Source organism: Metallumcola ferriviriculae, from assembly GCF_035573695.1.
In the GTDB taxonomy this organism is placed as follows: domain Bacteria; phylum Bacillota; class JADQBR01; order JADQBR01; family JADQBR01; genus Metallumcola; species Metallumcola ferriviriculae.
This window is the reverse complement of sequence record NZ_CP121694.1, coordinates 716188-738157: the sequence shown is the minus strand read 5'-3', so window position 1 is coordinate 738157 and position 21970 is coordinate 716188. Positions and strand designations below refer to the sequence as shown.

The following is a 21970-nucleotide window of genomic DNA, read 5'->3' as shown; positions in this document are numbered from 1 at the left end:
AGTGACCCTCCACATTAGTTTTAAGGGGGCATGCCCCCTTAACAACCCCCATGTATAGGAAATTATCCACAATCCATAATTTCCTATACATCAAGAAAGTATTTTTTTAGGGGGAGGTTACCCCTCCCCCCTAAAAAAGTCTTTATTCAATCCCTCTTTTACAGCCCCTGTTTAGCAATAAAGTCAGCTAACTGCACCACGCGGTTAGAATAGCCCCATTCGTTGTCATACCACGAGACAACCTTTACCATTCTATCTCCGATTACCATAGTAGACAGTGCATCCACAATGGAAGAATGAGGATTACCGTTAAAGTCCTTGGATACCAGCGGCTCTTCACAATATTGCAGGATACCTTTTAAATCACCTTCTGCTGCTTCCTTCAAAGCAGCGTTAATAGTATCTGCATCGACATCGGCATCTAATTCTGCCACCAAATCAACCACGGAAACATTGGCAGTGGGAACCCGCATAGCAAAACCGTTAAGTTTCCCCTTCAATTCAGGCAGTACCAAAGCTACTGCTTTTGCTGCACCGGTGGTAGTAGGAATGATGGATTCGGCTGCCGCCCGAGCGCGTCTCAGGTCGGAATGAGCCATGTCCAATATACTTTGGTCATTAGTATAGGAATGTACCGTAGTCATCAGACCGCGCTTGATGCCAAATTTGTCGTTTAATACTTTGGCAACTGGAGCGAGGCAGTTAGTTGTACATGAAGCGTTAGAAATAATCTTATGTTCAGCGGCATTATATTTGTCCTGGTTAACTCCTAATACCATGGTCAGATCTTCATTTTTGCCCGGGGCAGAAATGATCACCTTTTTAGCCCCGCCTTCCAGGTGAGCTGCTGCTTTTGACCCTTCCCGGAATAAGCCGGTGGCCTCCACCACTATATCCACACCCAATTCTCCCCAGGGCAGATTCTTCGGGTCTCTTTCAGCCAAAACTTTAATTTCCTTACCGTTAACTACTATGCTGCCCTCTTTTGCAGATACTTCCGCATCCAAAATGCCATGGATGGAATCGTACTTCAACAGATGAGCGTTAGTCTCGGCATCGGTAAGATCGTTCACCGCCACCACTTCAACATCGGGGTTACTCAATGCCGCCCTAAATACCATTCTGCCAATCCTGCCAAATCCATTAATGCCTACTTTTACTGCCATATATAATTCCTCCTTAATGATAATATAATTTTACCGGCAAAACGCTCTCCTGCCGCGAAGACCGGTCATTACTTCCCATACTAAGTTTTATTGTGTCTTAAGCCAAGCCAATTTATCCCTTATCCCGGCTCAGGTCAAAACATGATAAGTATTCAACATCGCGGCGAAGAATTCCTTTTGTATTGGTAAAAAAATCTAGCAATAAAAAGATCATCAAACAAAAAAAATAACCTCCCAGCAGGAGGATTAGTAACGTCGTCGCTTATTTGCCGAGGGTACACCCATCTCACCCCTGTATTTGGCTACAGTACGGCGAGAAATATTAATTCCCTGCATGTTCAGCATTTTAGTTAATCTTTGATCAGAAAGTGGTTTCTTCTTATTTTCTTCCTGGATAATTTCTTCAAGCATCTTTTTAATACTTTCAGAAGATGTGCTGGGGCCGCCGGTGGTGTGTACACCACTGGCAAAGAAAAATTTTAACGGAAATACCCCCAACGGAGTCTGCACATATTTGTTAGCAGTGGCACGGCTGACCGTGGATTCATGTATGCTTAAAATATCGGCCACCTGCTTCAGATTTAAAGGTGTTAAATGTTTAACGCCTTTATCAAAAAACTCCCGTTGAAAATCTACAATGGTATTAACTACCCGGTAAAGAGTCAAACGCCGCTGTTCAATGCTGCGGATAATCCATGATGCTGCATTTAATTTGCTTTCTAGAAACTCTTTTGTACCGGAATCAAATTTAGTACCGTTTTTCAAGATAGTGCGGTAAAAAGGGTTAATCCCCAATCGCGGTGTATTGACATCATTGACCAATACTATATATTCGCCTTCCACCCGCTCCAACACGACGTCGGGAATAATGTACTTAACATCATTGCCATCACTAAACTTACAGCCGGGTTTAGGGTCCAGCCGTTTGATTACATCTGCCGCCTGCTGCACCTGACGAGATTCAACCCTTAATTTCTGAGCAATGCGGCTTATTCTGCCGGCAGCCAAATCGTCTAAATAAAAACGAATAATCTGTTCCGCTAAGGCATATGTCTCCCCTTTTTCATGCTTGAGCTGAAGGAGTAAACACTCTATCAAATCCCGAGCGCCAATACCGGGGGGGTCCAGAGTATGAACCATTTGTAATACCCGTTCTACGGCCGCAGCGGAAACCGCCATTTGCTCAGCAGCATCATCCACAGTTGTACAAAGATAGCCGTTATCATCTATATTACCGATAAGAAATTCGCCAATTTTCTTTTCCTGTTCCGTTTCTACTGTCAAATAAAGCTGCATATACAGATGGTCATGTAAGTTAGGCGATCGAGTTACAAACTGGTCGTAGGAAAATTCATTGCGACTGCCGCCGGACCTGCCCACATAGCCGATGTCACTGCCATCTTGAAAATATTCCTGCCAGTCAACATCAAACTTATCAGTAGGCTCCTCATCTGCAGGTTTTTCTTCAGGTGCTTCGTCTTTTAATTCTAAGACCGGATTTTCCAACACCGCTTGTTCCAAATAATCAGCCAATTCAATAGTAGAAAACTGCAGGATGGTAATGGCCTGACGCAGTTCAGGCGTCATCACCAGTTTTTGAGTTTGTTGAAGGGTTAAATCATAACCCATACGCATCTCGGCCACTCCCCGCCATCCTATTAATAACCGTGTAAACAATAGACTTTATATTCTTTATATTCTGCCCGGCATCATCCTTTTCCTGCTTAAGCTAATTGGTAAATATTTATTCGGCCCCGGCTCATCCATATTACAGGGATATGTTGGCATTTAATCCTTCGAAACAACCCGCTGTTTGGCTAGCAATAGAAAAGAAAGCAAGATAGTTAACCCGATGGCCGTGGCCATTGCCAAAGATAGCTGCTCAGAATTGAATAGGTAGGGATGCAGCATGAATATATAATCCGCCGCATCATTAAAAACCATCCACACAATCGCCACAACCACCGCTGCGGCGCTGATATAGGCAGGACGCAAGAACACTACCCCCTGAATTGCCATCCCCCCATGGGAGACCAGCAGCATCCAATCAGTAAAATTGCGGGAATCACCTAATGCCCAGGCATGCAAGATCATCGCCACTGCCCAAATGCCGTATTTAATTACGCCGGTGTAAGCCACCGCCTGCAGCCAGCTCACTTTCCGCCCGGCCAACAACAACAATAGTGCCAGGGCAAGAAAGGTTGTGGAGCGTGGACTGTCCGGTATCACCGGCCACAGAGTTAATGGATTTGCTGCTAACTGGGCACGATACCAGTAGTAACCATAAGCGGACCCCAACACATTAACTACTATTAGCAGCTGCATAAACCACTTGCGTTCAGGGGCACGCACTACTTCAATGCATTTGGACCACATTTTCCCGTTTCCCTCCCGGTAATTTCTTTATCACTTGCGCCGGCACACCGCCCACCATCGTATATGGTGCTACATCACGGGTCACCACTGAACCTGCTGCCACAATGGCACCTTTACCCACTGTTACACCCGGCAGCAACGTACTATTGGCACAGATGACTGCATCATCCTCTACCCGTACAGGCCCCAATCGATATTCGTGGCGCAAGAATTCATGGCATAGAATAGTACTATTATAGCCAAGGATAACCTCGTTTCCCAAAGTGATCATCTCCGGATAAAAGATATCAACCATAGCCATCAGGCCCACGGAAACATTCTTCCCTACTTCCATCCCGAGAAGATGCCTAAAAAGCCAGGTTTTCAGACCCATGGACGGAGAATACCTGCTTAACTGAATAATGATGAAATTCCTAATGCTTTTCCACCGTCCCACCACCTGGGGCCAATACTGCAGGGAATTCTTTCCCTCTACAGGGTACCGTTGAATACGCCGCAATTATTTCACCTCCTAGACACCAATCAACTTCTAACTACCTGGGGCATAGCAGTGCAGGGGCAGTACCATCTATAAGCCAACCGGGTACGCCAAAGATAATGTTTTTTACCTTTTATATTTCGCCGCTGCCTGCTCAATACGCCGAATGCGATGGTTTACCGCCGACTTCCCCAAAGGCGGGTCCATCATTTCTCCCAACTCCTTTAAGCTTACATCCGGGTTCTCCATACGCATATAAGCAATATCTCTTAGGGCCGGGCTGAGTTTATCCAGGCCAGTTTCAGCGGCAATGAGCTGTATTGCTTCTATTTGTCGAGCAGCAGCATTTACTGATTTATTAAGATTAGCCGAATCGCAATTTACTAACCGATTAACGTTATTACGAATATCTTTATAAATGCGAATATTTTCAAAGTTAAGCAGGGCCGAATGCGCCCCCACCAGGCTGAGAAAGCCAATTATTTTTTCTGCTCCTTTTAGATATAACATCTCACCATCCTTGCGGTTAGTCAACCGCGGTTCCAACTTAAAGCGATTTATCATACGCCGCAGCAAATTCAACTGGCCGTGATCATGACTCACTATCTCCAGATGGTATGAACCTGCTTGGGGATCATTTACTGAGCCAGCTGCCAGGAAAGCCCCTCGCAGGTAGGCTTTTTGACAGCACAGTTTGTCCAGGTGCTTCCCTTCCCACTGTTCCATACCCCGGCCCATTATCCAATCGGTGCCTGTCTGCTGCAGCATCCGCATTAATCCCGGTTGATGTGCTACCTCCACCCGATAAACATTGTTCTTACGCAGACGCTGCCTACGTCGGACCAAGGTTTGAGTATCAATATCAAAAAGGTTTTTTATCAGCTTAATGGTTTTTCTTGCCACCGCAGCATTTTCAGTATCTATCCAGAGACTGATTTTTTGCCCTGCTTCCAGCTTAATCGTACCGTCCATGCGTATTAAGGCACTTAATTCTGCCAATCGGCAGCATTCTTTTTCCGGCACTTTTCGGGCTAGCTCATTTTTACACTTGGCAGAAAAGGACATATCTTCACCCTCCAACATCTTCACCGATCCCTTTTAATCGGTGACCTAAGTAAGCATTGAGCATGCGCAGCCGCTCCACCATACTGTTTGCACGGAAAATCTCCTTAACCAACCTTCGCGCTAATTTTTCGTGCTGATGTCTCACCACTGCCGTGTCGTCTATCAATTCATCGGTAATCAAAATAACATCTAAATCCATCAATTCCTTTTCATCGATAATCACCGGGAAGGACTGCTGATGACTATATTTTGCCGCCGCCTGCGGGGATACCTCCCGGTTATTGATAAGCACATAATCTATTAGCGATGCTCCTGTATGATAATTAATCGCGCGCACATGGTCAGCAACCGTATAACCATCTGTCTCACCGGGTTGAGTCATAACATTACAGACATAAAACACCGGTGCTTTAGTTTTCTGCAAAGCCGATATCATTCCCTTTAGCAAAAGGTTAGGAATAATACTGGTATAGAGACTGCCCGGCCCCAGCACCACCGCATCAGCTTCAGCAATCTGTCTCAGCACCTCGGGCAGGACCTCTGCATCATGGGGCTCAAGAAAGATTCTTTCTATCTTCCCGGGATGCTCCACTAATTCCGTTTCGCCATTCACCCAGCTGCCATCGGTCATCCTGGCCTTAAGCCCCACATCACAAAGCGTAGAAGGAAATACCTGTCCGCGCACGGCCAGTACTTTACTAATTTCTTGTACCGCGCTATCAAAATTGCCGGTGATATCGGTCATGGCAGCCAGTAAAAGGTTGCCCAGGCTATGACCCTCCAGTGCCCCCTTATCGAAACGATAGTTGAACATTTCCTCCATTAGACTTTCCGTATCCGCCAAAGCAACCAAACAGTTGCGCGCATCCCCCGGCGGCAGTATCCCCAGTTCGCCACGCAGACGCCCCGAACTGCCGCCGTTATCACTTACCGTAACCACCGCCGTTAGGTTACTGGTGTATTTTTTCAAGCCCCTGAGCAGCACAGAAAGGCCGGTGCCGCCGCCAATGGCCGTAATCTTCGGCCCCTGCTTCAGCCGACGCTGATGGTAAAGAATTTCCACCACTTTATTTTCATTACCAGGTAAAAATCCCAGCAGCAGTGACTGTACTAAGCGGCGAAGACTGATTATTAAAAATATCAATCCGAGAATGGCGGTTAAAATGGCAAAAAAACGTGACAGCTGCCCGCCGAGATAACCTATTGCCGTAGTCCCCGCCGTTTGCATCAGCTGAAACCAAATGGTAAAATCCAGTAGAACTGCTATACCCGTACCCAGCAGAATAATCCCCAACACCGCTAACAATATCCAGCGCTTCACCCCCAACCCGGGATAAAGCCATTTCAGTATCAAATTCATGCTTGCTCACCGGAATTTCGCATAATATCACGATGTTTTACGGAAATACGGCATTCCTCTTTGCAATCCAATCTGCCGCCGATTTCATTGGCCAGGGTGACAGACCTATGCCTGCCACCGGTACAGCCAATGGCAATCACCAAATGACTTTTACCCTCCTGGACATAATAGGGCAGTAAAAAAGCGAGCATGCCCTCAAACTTTTCTAGAAAAATGCGAGTGACCGGAGACTCAAGCACATATTCCTGGACCTTTTGGTCGTGGCCGGTAAAATTTCGCAGATGCGGCTCATAATGCGGGTTTGGTAAAAAGCGTACATCCATAACCAGGTCAGCATCTAGAGGGATGCCGTATTTGAAACCAAAGGACATCAGCGTCACTACCATGCGATTATCCTTGCTGTCCCCGTACAAATCCACAACCTGTTCCTTCAGCTGGTGCACATTTAAGTCCGATGTATCAATAACCTTGCTGGCTCGACCGCGGAGGTCCTGCAGGCGCTTACGCTCTTCAATTATTCCATCCAAAATGCGCCCCTGGGTCGAAAGGGGATGCCTTCTGCGAGTCTCCTTGAAACGCTTCACCAGTACTTCCTCCGATGCCTCCAAAAATAAGATCTCGTAGTTATGATTATGGGCATCCAAAAAAGTCAATGCTTCAAACACCGACTCAAAAAACTTACCACCGCGGATATCCATTACTAGGGCTACCTTTTGAATTTCCCCTTCGTTCTCACGGAAAAGTTCCGCAAAGCGGGAAATAAGATTAGGCGGCATATTATCCACGCAGAAGTAACCTAAATCCTCCAGAGCCCTGACTGCTTGGGTTTTTCCTGCCCCGGACAAACCCGTAACTATCACCAACTGCATTTAACCACCTCCCATAAAGTCCCACTCATCAGTTCATACGCACATTGGCCACCCGAGCAGCAGTCACTCCGGCCTGCTCCAACATCGCCCAGCCGGCCTCAAGTTCACCTACTGTCTCCGGGTAATGCGAATCACTATTAACGATAAAATCTACGCCCTGATCACAAACCCGTTTAATAATAGCCGGTGTCATGAAATGCTCGTGCAGGTGTCCCGTATTTATTTCAAAATAAGTTCCGGTACGTGTACAGGCCTTAGCCACCGCCAGATAATCTACCGGCATCAGCAGCCCCGGGTGGGTTAAAATATCCACCGGGTGTTTTTCCAAAGCTGCAACTACCGCCTGGGTATTAACCCCAATCACCTTATCCCGCATCAAAGAGGAGGCCCGGTATATTTGATTGGGCAGAATAAAGTTATAACCGTCCCCCCAGTCATGAGGAAAAACATGAGGGTGAAGCCCAACCAGTAACAAATCCAACTGCTGATAAATTGAAGGGGGCACGTCTATCTCGCCATCTACTCCAATGATATCTGCCTCCACACCCACTAATACCCGGATACCTACCTCCTGGGATATTCTTGCCGCCTCCCGTTTGATTTCCAACAATTGTTCGGCACTTTTTACACCTACACCAATATTGGCCGGTCCATGGTCAGTGATCGCAATTTTGCCCAAGCCCTTTTTAAACCCTGCCCGAGCCATCTGTTCCATCGTACCCCGCCCGTCACTGTATTTGGTGTGCATATGAAGGTCTGCGGTAAACTGCATCTAATCTCCTCCTTTTGTTTCCCTGCCCTCCGGCAGGCAATCAGAAAGTTACAGTTCTCTCGCTTCCCCTTCTCCCATGGGTTTTACTTGATAAAAAAAATTTTTAATCATTTTAGTCATAAAGAAGAACAAATTTCCGAATCGCTTCTGCTACACCGTCATCCTCCTGCCGGGCAGTGACGTAATCAGCTGCCTGCTTTACAGCATCCCTGGCATTACCCATAACCACACTCAAGCCCACATGTCGAAACATTTCTAGGTCATTATAACTGTCGCCTATAGCCATGGTGTCTTGGGGAGAAATACCCAGCCAATCGTTAACCGCCTGAACACCACACCCTTTTGTGGCCTGGGGATGCGTAAATTCCAAGAAGTGGTTCTTTGATTTTGTTATGTACACCTTATCGCCAAAAAGCTCCCGGCATTCCTCCTGCATCACATCCAGTTCTCCTTCTCGCCCAATTAGCAAAATCTTAGTCGGATCCTGATGCAGAAATTCAGTCAAATCTTCCACCAAGTGCATCTCCACCCCGGTAACCTGGCTGTACTTTCTGCCGCGATTGGTATCCTGTTCCATGTAGAGACTGTCTTCATGGTATGCATTAATATGAAAACCAAATTTGCGAGCTCTAATAATGATTTCCCGGGCATACTCGAGCGGAAGCTCTCGATGATAAAGCACCTGCCCGTTACTGCTTAGTTTAACCAAAGCGCCTTGATATGTAATCAACGGCACCGCTACCCCCAATTCCCGAGCGTAAGGCAGAGCCGATTGATACATCCGACCGGTGGCCAAGGTCACATGTACACCTTTAGCCATAGCCGCCCGAATTGCCTCCTTGGCCCCCGGCGAAATGACCAGATCATCACCCAATAACGTTCCGTCAATATCTATGGCAACTAGTTTTATCTGCAAAGATATCCCCTCCATTTTTACTGCCGCTCTCCTAGACACCGCGTCCCAAATATTCAAGCAGCTGCAGGGCGGCCTTTTCGTTCATTTCCGGTACATCCAACAGTTCTTCCATATCCGCCTGACTGATTTTTTTTACGGAACCAAACCGTTTGAGTAATGCTTGTTTTCGCTTTGGGCCAATACCCGGAACTTCGTCCAGCAGCGAACGAATACTTTCTTTTTGCCTCAAGCTGCGATGGTAGGTAATAGCAAACCGGTGGGCCTCATCGCGGATGCGCTGCACCAAATAAAGCGCCTCACTGTTTGCTTGCAGCCGGATAGGTTCCGAACTGTTTTCCTGAAACAACAACTCTTCTTCCTTAGCCAAGCCAAAGGTGGGGATATGAGCTACACCTAACTGATGCATTACGCGCCGGGCGGCACTTAATTGCCCTTTGCCGCCGTCCACAATCACCACATCAGGCGGAACATTAAATCCTCCCTCGCCGTCATGCTCACTGCGGCGAAAGCGGCGGCCGATAACCTCCGCTATGGAAGCAAAATCGTCGGGACCCTGTACCGTCTTAATCTTAAAACGCCGATAGCGGTCATTCTTTGGCTGGCCATTTTCAAACACTACCATGGATGCTACCGAATTAGTGCCCTGAGTATTGGAAATATCGTAGCACTCTATCCGCTGGGGTACCGTCTCTAAGCCCAGTCTTTCCCTGAGCTCCAGCAGGGCCTGCTCGCCGCTCATCTCTTTTTTCTGCCGGGACAGCTCATCTTCCTGCAGCTGCATCAGAGCATTACGGCCCACCATCTCCACCAGTTTCAACTTTTCACCTCGCTGAGGCACCTTCAGATAAACCTTACTGCCTCTTTTGTCACCAAGCCAGGCAGCGATAACTTCTTCATCCTCCAGCTTCTCTTGCAATAGTACTTCCTTAGGCGGCTGCTCCGCCCTGCTGTAATATTGTTTCACAAATGCAGTCATTACCTCACTACGTGACATCTCATCAGTACCCTTAAGGAAAAAATGGTTTCTACCCAATAATTTCCCCTGACGCACGAAAAATACCTGCACACACACCTCATTATTCCCCCGGGCAAAGGCAATAATATCCTGGTCTTCCTGGGCCGAAGAAATGATTTTCTGCCGGGACACCACGTTTTCCACCGCTTGGAGTTGATCCCGTAATTTAGCCGCCTTTTCATATTCCAGTCGGGCAGAAGCAGCGTTCATTCGGTCTGCCAACCGTTTTATCACCTTATCCTGTCTGCCTTCTAAGAAGAGTATTAATTCTTTTACCATTTCCCCGTATTCTACCGCACTGACCTGCCCGCCACAGGGCGCAAGGCAGCGTTTGATGTGAGCATTGAGACAGGGCCGACTTTTCTTATCCACCACCGGCTGTCTACATCTGCGTACTGGAAAAAGCTTCTGCAGCAGGCGCATCGTTTCCCGCAGGGCACCAACCTGAGTATATGGTCCAAAATACTTGGCGCCGTCCTTCTTCATTGCGCGCGTAACTACCACGCGGGGGAATTCTTCATTAACGGTCACCTTAAGATAAGGATAGTGCTTATCGTCCTTCATGTTAATGTTGTAACGCGGCCGATAGCGTTTTATCAGGTTGCACTCCAATATCAGTGCTTCCACTTCCGTATCAGTCACAATATATTCAAGGTCAACTATTCTTTCCACCAGGGCCTGTACCTTGGCAGTATGACTGTTAACACCACGAAAATATGAGCGTACCCGAGCCGTAAGTGACCGAGCCTTACCCACATAGATTATTTGACCCTCTGCATCTTTCATCAGATAAACGCCGGGTTTAGCCGGCAGATACTTCAGTTTTTCTTCCAGCGTCATCACGGTCACACTCCAACATAGGTCTGAGATACTGTCCCGTATGCGACTGTTCAGCACAAATAATCTCTTCAGGGGTACCGGTAACCAATACCTCCCCCCCCTTATAGCCGCCTTCCGGGCCCAGGTCAATGATATAGTCAGCCGATTTTATCACATCCAGGTTGTGCTCAATTACCAGTACCGTATCCCCGGCATCGGTCAGTCGTGCCAACACATCCAACAGCTTATGAATGTCGGCCATGTGCAGCCCGGTGGTTGGCTCATCCAGGATATATAAAGTCTTACCGTTACTGCGTCGGCTTAATTCAGCAGCCAGTTTGACCCGCTGAGCCTCACCGCCTGATAAGGTAGTAGCCGGCTGCCCCAGACGAATATAGCCTAGCCCCACGTCCTGCATGGTCTTTAGCTTTCTGAAGACTTTAGGGATGTTGCGGAAAAAGTCCACTGCCTGGTCCACCGTCATATCCAGCACATGGGCAATGGTCTTACCCTTATATTTCACTTCCAGCGTTTCCCGGTTATAGCGTGCACCCTTACAAACTTCACAGGGCACATAAACATCAGGTAAAAAATGCATCTCTATCTTGATAATTCCGTCACCCCGGCAGGCCTCACAGCGCCCGCCCTTGACATTAAAGCTGAAGCGGCCGGGCTTATAGCCGCGGATTTTTGATTCCGCGGTATTAGAAAAAAGTTCGCGAATATAATCAAAAACACCGGTATATGTGGCGGGATTTGACCGCGGAGTTCGACCAATCGGTGACTGGTCAATATCAATAACCTTATCTAGATAATCAACCCCTGTAATTTCATCATGTTCGCCCGGCTTCATCTTGGCATGATGGAGTTTTCCTGCCAAGGCCCGATAGAGGATTTCATTAATCAACGTACTTTTCCCCGACCCGGAAACCCCGGTAATGCAGTTAAACACGCCCAAGGGAATTTCTACATCTATATTTTTAAGATTATGCTCCCGCGCTCCTTTTATCATCAACCGCTTCCCGTTTCCCGGCCGCCGGAAAAGAGGCAAGGGAATGTTCTTACAGCCGCTTAAATACTGACCGGTTACGGAACGCTGACATTCAAGCACTGTGTCTAAGGACCCGGCTGCTACCACTTCCCCGCCGTGCTCTCCGGCCCCGGGCCCTATATCCACTATATAATCCCCTTCACGGATGGTTTCTTCGTCATGTTCCACCACTATCAGGGTATTGCCCAAGTCCCGTAGTTTTTTCAGGGTATCAATCAACCGGCTGTTGTCCCGCTGATGCAGACCAATGCTGGGCTCATCCAGTATATACAGCACCCCTACCAAGCTCGAACCAATCTGAGTAGCCAAACGTATCCGCTGGGCCTCCCCCCCGGATAAACTGCCCGCTGCTCGGTCTAAAGTTAGGTAGTCAAGGCCCACACTGACCAGAAAACCTAAGCGATTGTTAATCTCTTTAAAAATCTGCCGGGCAATCAACTGCTGTCGTTCAGTCAGCGTCACCTTCTCAAAGAAATCCTGGGCTTCCTTAATGGACATACCGGTAACCGCATTAATATTTTTGCCCCCCACCATCACCGCCAAGGCCTCGGGGCGCAATCTTGCCCCCTTACAGCTGGGGCAGGTTTTTGCACTCATATACGATTCTATATCAGTCCTTGACCCATCGGACTGGGACTCACGATAACGACGTTCCAGGTTTGGAATAACTCCTTCATAGATGGTTTCGTAAACCCGGCGGCGGCCAAAGCGATTAACATACTGCACCGTAACCTTTTCCTCCTTGCTGCCCCAGAGAATAATATCCATCTGTTCAGGCGGAATCTCCTTAATAGGCGTATCCAACTCTATACCGTAGTTTTCCGCCACCGCAGCCAAAAGCTGTCGATAGTATCCATGGGTACGTTTGCTCCACGGGGCCACCGCACCTTGGTTAATGCTCTTGTCTTTATCAGGAATGACCAGGTCCATATCCACTTCCATTTTAGAACCCAGCCCACTGCAGTCACTACAGGCACCATAAGGGCTGTTGAAAGAAAATGTCCTGGGGGTGATCTCTTCCAGGCTGATACCGCAATCCACACAGGCAAAGTGTTCACTAAACATTATTTCCGTATCATCGATTATATCCACCACCACTGTCCCTTCACTTAATGACAGGGCGGTTTCCAAAGAATCCGCCAAACGACTTTCAATCCCGGCTTTAATTACTATCCGGTCCACCACAACTTCAATACTGTGTTTTTTATTCTTTTCCAGCGTAATATCTTCACTCAAGTCGCGCACTTCTCCGTTTACCCTGGCCCGCACAAATCCTTCCTTAACGATGTTATCCAATAACCGTTGGTGTTCTCCCTTACGCCCCCGCACTACAGGTGCTAAAATCTGCAGCTTTGTTTTTTCCGGGTATTCCATCAGCTGGTCTACCATCTGAGTTACGGTCTGCTGCGTAATGGGTCTGCCGCAATCCGGGCAGTGAGGTTCACCCACCCGGGCAAAAAGCAGCCGTAAATAATCGTAAACCTCCGTTACCGTACCCACCGTAGACCGGGGGTTGCGGCTGGTAGTTTTCTGATCAATGGAAATAGCCGGGGAAAGCCCCTCGATATAGTCCACATCCGGTTTGTCCATCTGTCCGAGAAATTGCCGGGCATAAGCGGACAAGGATTCCACATAGCGCCGCTGACCCTCGGCATAAATGGTATCAAACGCCAGGGAAGACTTGCCGGACCCGCTGAGGCCGGTAAATACCACCAGCTTGTCCCGGGGAATAGTCAAATCTATATTTTTCAGATTGTGTGCTCTGGCACCCTTGATGATCAGGTCCTTTGTCATGTTATATTTCCTCCCGCAGCTAGCTTGTTTTATTTGCCGGCACCGTTTACTTCTTTAATCCCTTTAATTGACCTTGCAGTTCAATAACCAAGTCGCGCAGCTTCGCCGCCTGCTCAAATTGCAGCTCCCTGGCCGCCTGCTGCATTTCTCTTTCCAAATCGTTAATCATCTGTTTCAATTCACTCTGAGGCATCTTCTGCATATCTTTACGAGTAAGATACTTACTCTCAGTCTCGGCGGCCTTAGTTGCTTCAATCACATCACGCACCGCCTTTCTGATGGTAGCCGGAGTGATATTGTGCTGCCGGTTGAATTGAGTCTGAATCCGCCGGCGGCGATTGGTCTCACTAATCGCTTTTCGCATAGACTCGGTAATCACGTCACCGTACATGATGACCATGCCGTCAACGTTACGAGCAGCCCGTCCGCTGGTCTGGATCAGTGACCGCTCCGAACGGAGAAAGCCTTCCTTATCGGCATCTAAAATGGCAACCAATGATACTTCAGGCAAATCTAAGCCCTCACGCAGAAGATTAATACCCACCAACACATCAAACTCACCCAAGCGCAGGTCACGGATAATTTCCATCCGCTCCAGGGTATTAATTTCCGAATGGAGATAGCGAACCCTAGTACCCATCTCTTTAAAATAGTCGGTAAGGTCTTCAGCCATCCGTTTGGTCAAAGTGGTGACCAATACCCTTTGTTGCTTATCTACCCGCTGATTTATTTCATGCAATAGGTCGTCTATTTGCCCTTTAACAGGACGCACATGAATTTCAGGGTCCAAAAGTCCGGTAGGGCGGATTATCTGCTCTACCACCTGCTTACTGTGCTGCTGTTCATAAGGTCCCGGTGTAGCGGAAACAAATACCATCTGGGTAACCTTACTTTCAAATTCTTCAAATCTAAGCGGCCGGTTATCCATAGCCGAAGGCAGGCGGAAGCCATGCTCCACCAGGGTATTCTTACGGGAACGGTCCCCATGATACATCCCGCCTATCTGAGGGATTGTCACATGAGATTCATCTGCGATTAACATAAAATCCTTCGGAAAATAATCAATTAATGTAAAGGGCGGTTCCCCGGTCTTCCTGCCGGTAAGGTGCCGCGAATAATTTTCTATCCCCTGACAGAAGCCCATCTCCCGCATCATCTCCAAGTCATAGCGGGTGCGCTGTTCAATGCGTTGGGCCTCCAGCAGTTTATTTTGACTATGCAGATATTTAAGCTGCTCTTCCAATTCTTCTTCAATAGAGATAATGGCCCTTTTCAGCTTGTCCTCTTCGGTAACATAGTGACTGGCCGGGAAAATTGCTATATGACTGCGCCGCCCTAAAATTTCACCGGTAAGAGTATCTATTTCTAAGATATTCTCTATCTCATCACCAAATAGTTCCACTCTGATCGCTTTCTCGCTGAAAGAAGCGGGAAATATCTCCACCACATCACCCCGTACTCGGAAAGTATTACGGGAAAAATCTATATCATTACGATTGTACTGTATCTCTACCAGTTTGCGCAGGATTTCATCCCGGTCGTACTCCTGGCCCACCCGCAGGGAAAGCATCATCTGCTCATAGTCCTCAGGCGACCCCAAACCATAAATACAGGAAACGCTGGACACAATAATTACATCCTGCCGTTCAAATAAAGCGGCGGTAGCAGAGTGTCTCAGTTTATCTATTTCATCGTTAACCGATGCGTCCTTTTCAATATAGGTATCAGATTGAGGTACATAGGCCTCCGGCTGATAATAATCATAATAGCTGACAAAATATTCTACAGCATTATCCGGAAAAAACTCCTTAAATTCACTGCACAACTGGGCAGCCAGTGTTTTATTATGCGCAATAACCAGCGTCGGACGCTGCACCTTTTCGATTACATTGGCCATGGTAAAAGTCTTACCTGACCCGGTGACACCCAGCAGAGTCTGATGTCGTTCACCTCTATTTAGCCCCTCTACTAATTGGTCTATTGCCTTAGGTTGGTCTCCCCGGGGTTGGTATTCGGATTTTAACTTAAATCCTGCCATGGTCTCACCACCTCCAAATCCCAGCCCATTCCGGGCTATCAGCACATTATATCATATTCTGCTATTCCAGACATACGCCCGGCCCCCTCAGATATTAGCCGCGCCCTAATTTTCCCATTAGTCGACGCCACCATCTCACCAACAATCCCGCTGAACCAAATTCCACTTGAGGCTGCTGATAGGGCTCAGGCACCAAAATGGTACCAAACGGTTCCCGATCATCTTTCGCCACCACTTTGCGCACACTTTGACCGCTGCGGTTGATATAACTAATCTCCAACCGCGGTTCATCTATTTTTTCCAGCACCATGCGCAGGTCGGAACCATTATTAATGGACGCCCCGTTCATGGTTTTTATAATGTCACTGCTTTTAAGACCGGCTCTGGCAGCGGCAGTCCCACGCAGTACATCAAGCACCATAACCCCTTCTTCCGGGGAAACATAAAGAGGTTCACCCTTCAATTCCGACTGCCGCCCCAGCTTAATGACATATTCATGCCCCAGGGGCGCGAATAAGGCGGCGGAAATTGCCAATATGGGCCAATAAGACGCAGCAATGGCCAATAAAAGCAGCACCAAGCTGTAGATATTTAGAAAAACAGCGGTACGTCGGCTTTTCTTTTCCGGCACGGAAGTCAAGGCCAGATCGCCGTAGCCAAGACCGGCTACCACCGGTAGTATCAAATACACCACATTATCCAAATTTGCCACCAGGCTCGGTTTGATCAGCGGCCACCATTCAGGCATAGATACCATTCCCTGCACTACTTGGCTCCCGGGCAGCTGCATCAGCAGCATACCGACAATGGGAATAGGCCAAAACTTCTGCAGGTTGAAGCCACCCACCACGCGACCGTCTTTAGCCCTGGTGTAGATTGGCATGGCCCCCAGATGACCACTCACCAGTATCAACACCGACTCTACCATATGTAAAATAGCCACCAGGCCCATTAACTGCGGTACATCCACCCGCGGCCAGCCCAATAGCAGGTAACTTAAAGAAATAATGCCGCCGGAATAGGAAAAACACAGGAACCTTGGGCTGACAAACATCAGCAATACAGCCAACAACCATAGATAACCGATACCAATATCGCCAAGAGATATGCCCACCAGTACCATTAAAAAACTACCCACCAAGCCGCCGATAATCCCATGACCCGTAGCCAGCAGGGTATGCTGCCAAATGGGCTCGCCTTTGACTCCGAAAAGGTCCTCCTTCATACGCGAATAACGGCGGTACTGATAAGCGACAAATATTACCACCAGCCAAAAAATAGGATTTATCAGCATCTGCCAAAAGGCCTGCAGTATCTTTGGTACCACGGGTAAAAACTCCTGCATTAGATATCACTCCTAATCCGTTGATTTCCATGCTGCAAAGAACAAAAGCATTTCGGCTTCCTATACAAGAAATAAAGGCCGTGGAACCGACAGCCCCACAGCCCATGTCGCTATTTAAGTTTACCCGCCAGTATTTCTACGGCTTTCTGCAGCTGGGAATCCTTTTCTAGATTGGGCGCGGTCAGCAGCGCTTCCTGTTCCGTTTCCGCATCCAGCTCCACTATCACATCAGGGACAATCCCCTTTTCGTTAATGTCTCTTTTATCAGGAGTAAGATACTTAGCGGTGGTTAGTTTTACCGCTGCCCCTTTACCTAATGGGTAAACAGTCTGCACCAGGCCCTTACCAAAAGTGGTTGTTCCGACAATTGTGCCAGTACCGGTATCCTTAATGGCACCGGATACAATTTCAGATGCACTAGCGCTGCCCTTATTCACCAGCACCACCAGAGGCAGATTCAGGTATTCACTATCCGCTTCATAGACATTGGTGCCTTCTCGTCCGACAATATGCACTATCGGTCCCTTAGGCACAAACGCTTCGGCCACATCAACGGCAGCATTTAACGCACCGCCGGGATTATTACGAAGGTCCAGCACAACCGCCTTAAGACCCTTAGACTGCAAGTCTGTTAGCGTTTTATTCAGATCCTTGCCCGTAGTATCGCTAAACATGGAAATATTTATATAGCCGATGCCATCGACTTCAGCTGTTTTCAGCATTTCACCGGTAACTGTAGGTAAATCGATTTCCTCTCGGACGATGGGATAATCCTTAGGCTCAGTTCCCTCCCTGGATACTGTCAGCACCACTTCCGTACCGGGTTTACCCTTCATCAATTCCGCCGCATCATCCAAAGTCATCCCCGTTGTTTCCTTACCGTCAATTTTGGTGATGATATCCTCTGCCTTAATACCGGCTTTATGCGCCGGTGTTCCTTTAAAAGGTGATAATACCACCAACTGCTTATCTTTCATCGTAATAAGCAGCCCTACACCGCCGTAGGACCCTTTAATATGGGCAGATAAATCCTTATATACCTTGGGTTCCATATAAACCGAATAAGGGTCCTCCAAGGAGTCAACCATGCCCGCCAAAGCCCCATCCACCAGGTCTACTATCGGTACCGGGTCCATGGCCTGAGTCTCGATAAAGCCAATCACCTTTAACATTCTGCCTAAATGCATAAAATCTGTTGCAATTACATAGCCAAAAACCCCGGTAATCAGCAACAGTAGGATAATTACTGTGGTCAGAATACGCGGTATGGAGCGTCTTATCATAAGCCACCTGCTTTCTTTGCTTTATACATCTAATTTATATGTATTATGTTACAATAATATAAATACAAATACAAGAAAGCGATTTCAGCGGTAAAAAGAAATCGCCTTTCTTGCTAAGTCTAACGCTGTGCAGCCCATAGAATTTTTTAAACCTTTAAGAACTTGCGAACAGATACAGCGCTGCCGCAGGCACCCAGCAGCGCACCGCCCGCCAGCAGATAAACCAAGATATTGAGCAGGTAGCCCATATCAGTTATCATCGGCACAAAATTAACCGTGGCCGCGACATACCCCACCAGTTGGCTGTAACCGAAATACAAACCGATACCGGCCAGTAACGACCCAAATGTGCCAAGCAGCAAACCCTCAACGAAAAAGGGCAGCCGGATAAACCAGTTGGTTGCACCTACATACTTCATGATAGCAATCTCATCCTTCCGAGCAAAGACAGTCAACCGCACCGTAATCGCTATCAGAAACACCGCTGCCAGGGATAATAACACTACCACCCCGGCGCCCAGCCAACGAACCCAATCAAGAACCGCAAACAACTGCTCCACCCATCCCTGGCCGTAACGCACCTTATCCACAAAATTAAACCTGCCGATGGTGTCGGCAACCTCCCCCACCAACCGGGGTTCCCTTACCTTAACTATCAGACTGTCCGGCAGAGGATTGATACCTCCCAACGACTGAAGGAGATCATGCTCCTCCCCAAAGCGCATTTCCATGCTATCAAGCGCTTGGTCCTTGGCAATATGAGTAACATTAATTACCTCACCGAGAGCGGAAACATCGTCCGAGACAGACTGCACCTGCGCAGCAGAAGCATTACTGTCTAACAGCACCGCAATTTCCACATCGGTTTCGATAGCAGTGGCCATCATATTCGCATTGAGGGCCATCATTAAAAATGTCCCCAATAAAAACAAGGATACGGCAACGATTCCAATTGAGGCCAAACTCATCAGCCCATTTCTCCTGATAGACGAGACTGCTTGACCGCCGAGAAAACCGAAGGTACTAAATTTCATAATATGTACCCTCCTTCACGCCGGTCGTCAATAACAATACCTTTCTTCAGCACCAAGGTGCGCCGTTTCATATTGTCCACTATACTTTGGTCGTGAGTAGCCATCACCAAAGTGGTTCCCCGCTGATTTATTTCATCCAGCAGATGCATAATCTCCCAGGAAGTATCAGGGTCCAAATTTCCAGTGGGTTCATCCGCCACCAAAATTTTGGGGTTATTGACCACTGCCCGGGCAATAGCCAGACGCTGCTGTTCGCCGCCGGATAGTTGATTGGGATAGCACTGTTCCTTGCCTTTTAGGCCGACCATAGCCAGCACCTCGGGGACCCGGGCCTTGATTTCTTTGCCGGAATACTGCAGTACCCGCAGGGCAAAAGCCACATTGTCAAAAGCGGTTCGGTCCATCAACAGACGAAAATCCTGAAAGACCACGCCGATATTGCGGCGAAGCTTTGCCACCTGGGAAGCACGCAGCCGAGCAATGCTTTTGCCGCCGATGATCACCTGCCCCCGACTGGGCAGTTCCTCTCGAAAAACTAACCTGATAAGCGATGACTTACCAGCACCACTGGCGCCAACCAAAAAGACAAACTCGCCCTTGGTTATATGTAGGTTTAACCTTGCCAACGCTTTAACCCCGTTGGGATATTCTTTAAAAACACTGTACATCTGTATCAACGTTAACACTCCTATCTCGCCATTATCAAAATCAAAATCGGGTAAAAAAAGAAACAACCCATAAAGAGTTGTTTCGACAGCAGCAGGCATTTTCCTTGCATAATATGTCAATATTAAACTGGATAATTATGCCTTTCTTTTCAGCACGCGTTTTACTGCCTTGGCAATTTCATCGGCTGTCAAACCAAAGTGCTCAAGCAGTTCACCCGGCGCACCGGATTCGCCAAATTTATCGGTAACACCCACCCTTTCCACAGGCACCGGACAGCATTCACCCAGCAGTTCACTCACCGCACTGCCCAGACCGCCAATAATGCTATGCTCTTCGGCAGTCACTACAGCCCCGGTTTTCTCAGCGGCAGCGGCAATAGTCTTTCCATCCAGAGGCTTGATGGTTGCCGAGTTGATTACCTCAATATCAATGCCGTCTGCTGCTAACATATCAGCTGCAGCCAATGCTTCCGCCACCATCAACCCGCAAGCAACCACGGCAGCATCCTTACCCTGTTTCATGACCTCCGCTTTACCTAATTGGAAACGATACTGCCCACCATGGATTACCGGCACGCCCGAACGTCCCAACCGAATATAAAAAGGTCCTTCAGTTTCCGCAGCATGGAAAACCGCTTGTTTCGCTTCTTCGGCATCAGCGGGGACAATTACCGTCATATTGGGCAGAACCCGCATGATGGCAATATCCTCTATACTCTGATGAGAGCCCCCATCTTCACCTACGGTAACCCCGGCATGGGTAGCGGCGATTTTCACATTGACCTTCGGATAACAGACCGAATTGCGCACTTGCTCAAATGCCCGGCCGGTAGCAAAAACCGCAAAGGAACTGGCAAAGGGAATCTTGCCGCCTTGGGCCAACCCTGCTGCGGTGCCAATCATGTTCTGTTCGGCAATCCCCATATCAAAGAAACGCTCGGGGAATTCCTTGGCAAATAATGCCGTCTTGGTGGATTTGGACAAGTCCGCATCCAACACCACCACATTCCCATTACTCTTGCCCAGCTCCACTAATGCTTTGCCGTAAGCTTCCCTGGTCGCTATTTTTTCAGTCATTATCTCTACCTCCTCAGACAAGCTCAGCTAGAGCTTTTTCCACTTGGTCAGTTTTGGGCGCATTGCCGTGCCAACCCACCTCATTTTCCATATAAGAAACACCCTTGCCTTTAATGGTTTTAGCAATAATCATCGTCGGCTTACCTTTGGTCTTTTTGGCTTCCTCCAAAGCAGCAAAAATCTGATCGAAATCATGCCCGTCAATGCCAATCACATGCCAGCCGAAGGCACGCCATTTGGCATCAACCGGTTCCACACCCATCACTTCCCGGTTTTCTCCATCAATTTGCAGCCCGTTATGGTCTAAAAACGCTGCCAGGTTGTCCAATTTATAATGAGCCGCAGCCATGGCAGCTTCCCAAATCTGCCCCTCTTGAATTTCACCGTCGCCCACCAGTGCATATACCCTTGTTTCCTGCCCGTCTAACCTAGCTGCTAAAGCCATACCATTAGCAGCAGACAGCCCCTGTCCCAGTGAGCCGGTAGCCATTTCTACCCCGGGTAGATGTTTGGAATCCGGGTGCCCCTGCAGCCGGCTGCCCAGTTTGCGCAAAGTCAGCAGCTCTTTTTGGGGAAAATAACCTCTCTCCGCCAATGTAGCATAAAGCACCGGTGCAGCATGCCCTTTAGAAAGTACAAAACGATCCCGTTCCGGCCAATCCGGTCGCTCTGGGTCAAGACGCATTTCCCGAAAATAAAGCGCGGTCACAATATCCGCAGCGGAAAGAGAACCGCCGGGATGTCCGGACCCTGCTTCACCAACCATCTCAACGATATGCCTTCTAATGCTGCGCGCTAAATCCTCTAGCTTTTGGTTGTCCTTCATACAGCAACCTCCCCGAAT

At 48.1% G+C, this 21970-nt stretch carries 18 protein-coding genes; all 18 read right to left on the bottom strand.

Annotated features, from left to right (window positions below; translation table 11 throughout):
• Positions 1-158: 158 nt before the first annotated feature.
• Positions 159-1166, bottom strand: coding sequence for a type I glyceraldehyde-3-phosphate dehydrogenase (gene gap / locus MFMK1_RS03740; RefSeq protein ID WP_366923827.1), 1008 nt, complete (start codon positions 1164-1166; stop codon positions 159-161).
• A 246-nt stretch (positions 1167-1412) separates the two neighbouring features.
• Positions 1413-2801 carry an RNA polymerase factor sigma-54 gene (gene rpoN / locus MFMK1_RS03735; RefSeq protein WP_366924860.1) on the bottom strand — a complete coding sequence of 463 codons (1389 nt, stop codon included), beginning with the start codon at positions 2799-2801 and terminating at the stop codon, positions 1413-1415.
• A 153-nt stretch (positions 2802-2954) separates the two neighbouring features.
• Positions 2955-3542, bottom strand: a complete 588-nt coding sequence (locus MFMK1_RS03730) for a DUF1405 domain-containing protein (protein WP_366923826.1) — start codon at positions 3540-3542, stop codon at positions 2955-2957.
• Positions 3523-4041 (bottom strand): acyltransferase, encoded by a 519-nt coding sequence (locus MFMK1_RS03725; protein ID WP_366923825.1) that lies wholly within the window; start codon positions 4039-4041, stop codon positions 3523-3525. Before MFMK1_RS03725 ends, MFMK1_RS03730 begins: the two co-directional genes overlap by 20 nt.
• A gap of 105 nt (positions 4042-4146) precedes the next feature.
• Positions 4147-5085, bottom strand: a complete 939-nt coding sequence (gene whiA, locus MFMK1_RS03720) for a DNA-binding protein WhiA (RefSeq protein ID WP_366923824.1) — start codon at positions 5083-5085, stop codon at positions 4147-4149.
• A gap of 4 nt (positions 5086-5089) precedes the next feature.
• Entirely contained in the window at positions 5090-6445 is a 1356-nt protein-coding gene (gene yvcK / locus MFMK1_RS03715) for a uridine diphosphate-N-acetylglucosamine-binding protein YvcK (protein WP_366923823.1), read from the bottom strand.
• Positions 6442-7314, bottom strand: a complete 873-nt coding sequence (gene rapZ, locus MFMK1_RS03710; RefSeq protein WP_366923822.1) for an RNase adapter RapZ — start codon at positions 7312-7314, stop codon at positions 6442-6444. The genes yvcK and rapZ overlap by 4 nt, the downstream gene beginning before the upstream one ends.
• 28 nt (positions 7315-7342) lie before the next feature.
• Positions 7343-8086: a PHP domain-containing protein gene (locus MFMK1_RS03705; RefSeq protein WP_366923821.1), complete on the bottom strand. Its 744-nt coding sequence runs from the start codon at positions 8084-8086 to the stop codon at positions 7343-7345.
• A gap of 112 nt (positions 8087-8198) precedes the next feature.
• Positions 8199-9002 (bottom strand): Cof-type HAD-IIB family hydrolase, encoded by an 804-nt coding sequence (locus MFMK1_RS03700; RefSeq protein WP_366923820.1) that lies wholly within the window; start codon positions 9000-9002, stop codon positions 8199-8201.
• Positions 9003-9033: 31 nt separating this feature from the next.
• Complete coding sequence (gene uvrC / locus MFMK1_RS03695; RefSeq protein WP_366923819.1) at positions 9034-10857, bottom strand: excinuclease ABC subunit UvrC; 1824 nt, start codon at positions 10855-10857, stop codon at positions 9034-9036.
• Positions 10820-13681, bottom strand: a complete 2862-nt coding sequence (gene uvrA, locus MFMK1_RS03690; RefSeq protein WP_366923818.1) for an excinuclease ABC subunit UvrA — start codon at positions 13679-13681, stop codon at positions 10820-10822. Before uvrA ends, uvrC begins: the two co-directional genes overlap by 38 nt.
• A gap of 46 nt (positions 13682-13727) precedes the next feature.
• On the bottom strand, positions 13728-15719 hold the full coding sequence (uvrB, locus tag MFMK1_RS03685) for an excinuclease ABC subunit UvrB (protein WP_366923817.1): 1992 nt from the start codon (positions 15717-15719) through the stop codon (positions 13728-13730).
• 94 nt (positions 15720-15813) lie between these two features.
• On the bottom strand, positions 15814-17064 hold the full coding sequence (locus MFMK1_RS03680; RefSeq protein ID WP_366923816.1) for a PDZ domain-containing protein: 1251 nt from the start codon (positions 17062-17064) through the stop codon (positions 15814-15816).
• 110 nt (positions 17065-17174) lie between these two features.
• On the bottom strand, positions 17175-18347 hold the full coding sequence (locus MFMK1_RS03675) for a S41 family peptidase (RefSeq protein ID WP_366923815.1): 1173 nt from the start codon (positions 18345-18347) through the stop codon (positions 17175-17177).
• 146 nt (positions 18348-18493) lie between these two features.
• Positions 18494-19381, bottom strand: coding sequence for a permease-like cell division protein FtsX (gene ftsX / locus MFMK1_RS03670; RefSeq protein WP_366923814.1), 888 nt, complete (start codon positions 19379-19381; stop codon positions 18494-18496).
• Entirely contained in the window at positions 19378-20058 is a 681-nt protein-coding gene (gene ftsE, locus MFMK1_RS03665) for a cell division ATP-binding protein FtsE (RefSeq protein WP_366923813.1), read from the bottom strand. Before ftsE ends, ftsX begins: the two co-directional genes overlap by 4 nt.
• A 126-nt stretch (positions 20059-20184) precedes the next feature.
• Positions 20185-21126 (bottom strand): transketolase family protein, encoded by a 942-nt coding sequence (locus MFMK1_RS03660; RefSeq protein ID WP_366923812.1) that lies wholly within the window; start codon positions 21124-21126, stop codon positions 20185-20187.
• 13 nt (positions 21127-21139) lie between these two features.
• Complete coding sequence (locus MFMK1_RS03655) at positions 21140-21952, bottom strand: transketolase (protein WP_366923811.1); 813 nt, start codon at positions 21950-21952, stop codon at positions 21140-21142.
• Positions 21953-21970 lie beyond the last annotated feature (18 nt).

Bases quoted from the DNA above. Each gene is read 5' to 3' on its own strand.
- gap (WP_366923827.1), bottom strand. From the start codon at position 1,166: ATGGCAGTAAAAGTAGGCATTAATGGATTTGGCAGGATTGGCAGAATG.
- rpoN (WP_366924860.1), bottom strand. From the start codon at position 2,801: ATGCGTATGGGTTATGATTTAACCCTTCAACAAACTCAAAAACTGGTG.
- MFMK1_RS03730 (WP_366923826.1), bottom strand. From the start codon at position 3,542: ATGTGGTCCAAATGCATTGAAGTAGTGCGTGCCCCTGAACGCAAGTGG.
- whiA (WP_366923824.1), bottom strand. From the start codon at position 5,085: ATGTCCTTTTCTGCCAAGTGTAAAAATGAGCTAGCCCGAAAAGTGCCG.
- yvcK (WP_366923823.1), bottom strand. From the start codon at position 6,445: ATGAATTTGATACTGAAATGGCTTTATCCCGGGTTGGGGGTGAAGCGC.
- rapZ (WP_366923822.1), bottom strand. From the start codon at position 7,314: ATGCAGTTGGTGATAGTTACGGGTTTGTCCGGGGCAGGAAAAACCCAA.
- MFMK1_RS03705 (WP_366923821.1), bottom strand. From the start codon at position 8,086: ATGCAGTTTACCGCAGACCTTCATATGCACACCAAATACAGTGACGGG.
- uvrC (WP_366923819.1), bottom strand. From the start codon at position 10,857: ATGACGCTGGAAGAAAAACTGAAGTATCTGCCGGCTAAACCCGGCGTT.
- uvrA (WP_366923818.1), bottom strand. From the start codon at position 13,681: ATGACAAAGGACCTGATCATCAAGGGTGCCAGAGCACACAATCTGAAA.
- uvrB (WP_366923817.1), bottom strand. From the start codon at position 15,719: ATGGCAGGATTTAAGTTAAAATCCGAATACCAACCCCGGGGAGACCAA.
- MFMK1_RS03680 (WP_366923816.1), bottom strand. From the start codon at position 17,064: ATGCAGGAGTTTTTACCCGTGGTACCAAAGATACTGCAGGCCTTTTGG.
- MFMK1_RS03675 (WP_366923815.1), bottom strand. From the start codon at position 18,347: ATGATAAGACGCTCCATACCGCGTATTCTGACCACAGTAATTATCCTA.
- ftsX (WP_366923814.1), bottom strand. From the start codon at position 19,381: ATGAAATTTAGTACCTTCGGTTTTCTCGGCGGTCAAGCAGTCTCGTCT.
- MFMK1_RS03660 (WP_366923812.1), bottom strand. From the start codon at position 21,126: ATGACTGAAAAAATAGCGACCAGGGAAGCTTACGGCAAAGCATTAGTG.
- MFMK1_RS03655 (WP_366923811.1), bottom strand. From the start codon at position 21,952: ATGAAGGACAACCAAAAGCTAGAGGATTTAGCGCGCAGCATTAGAAGG.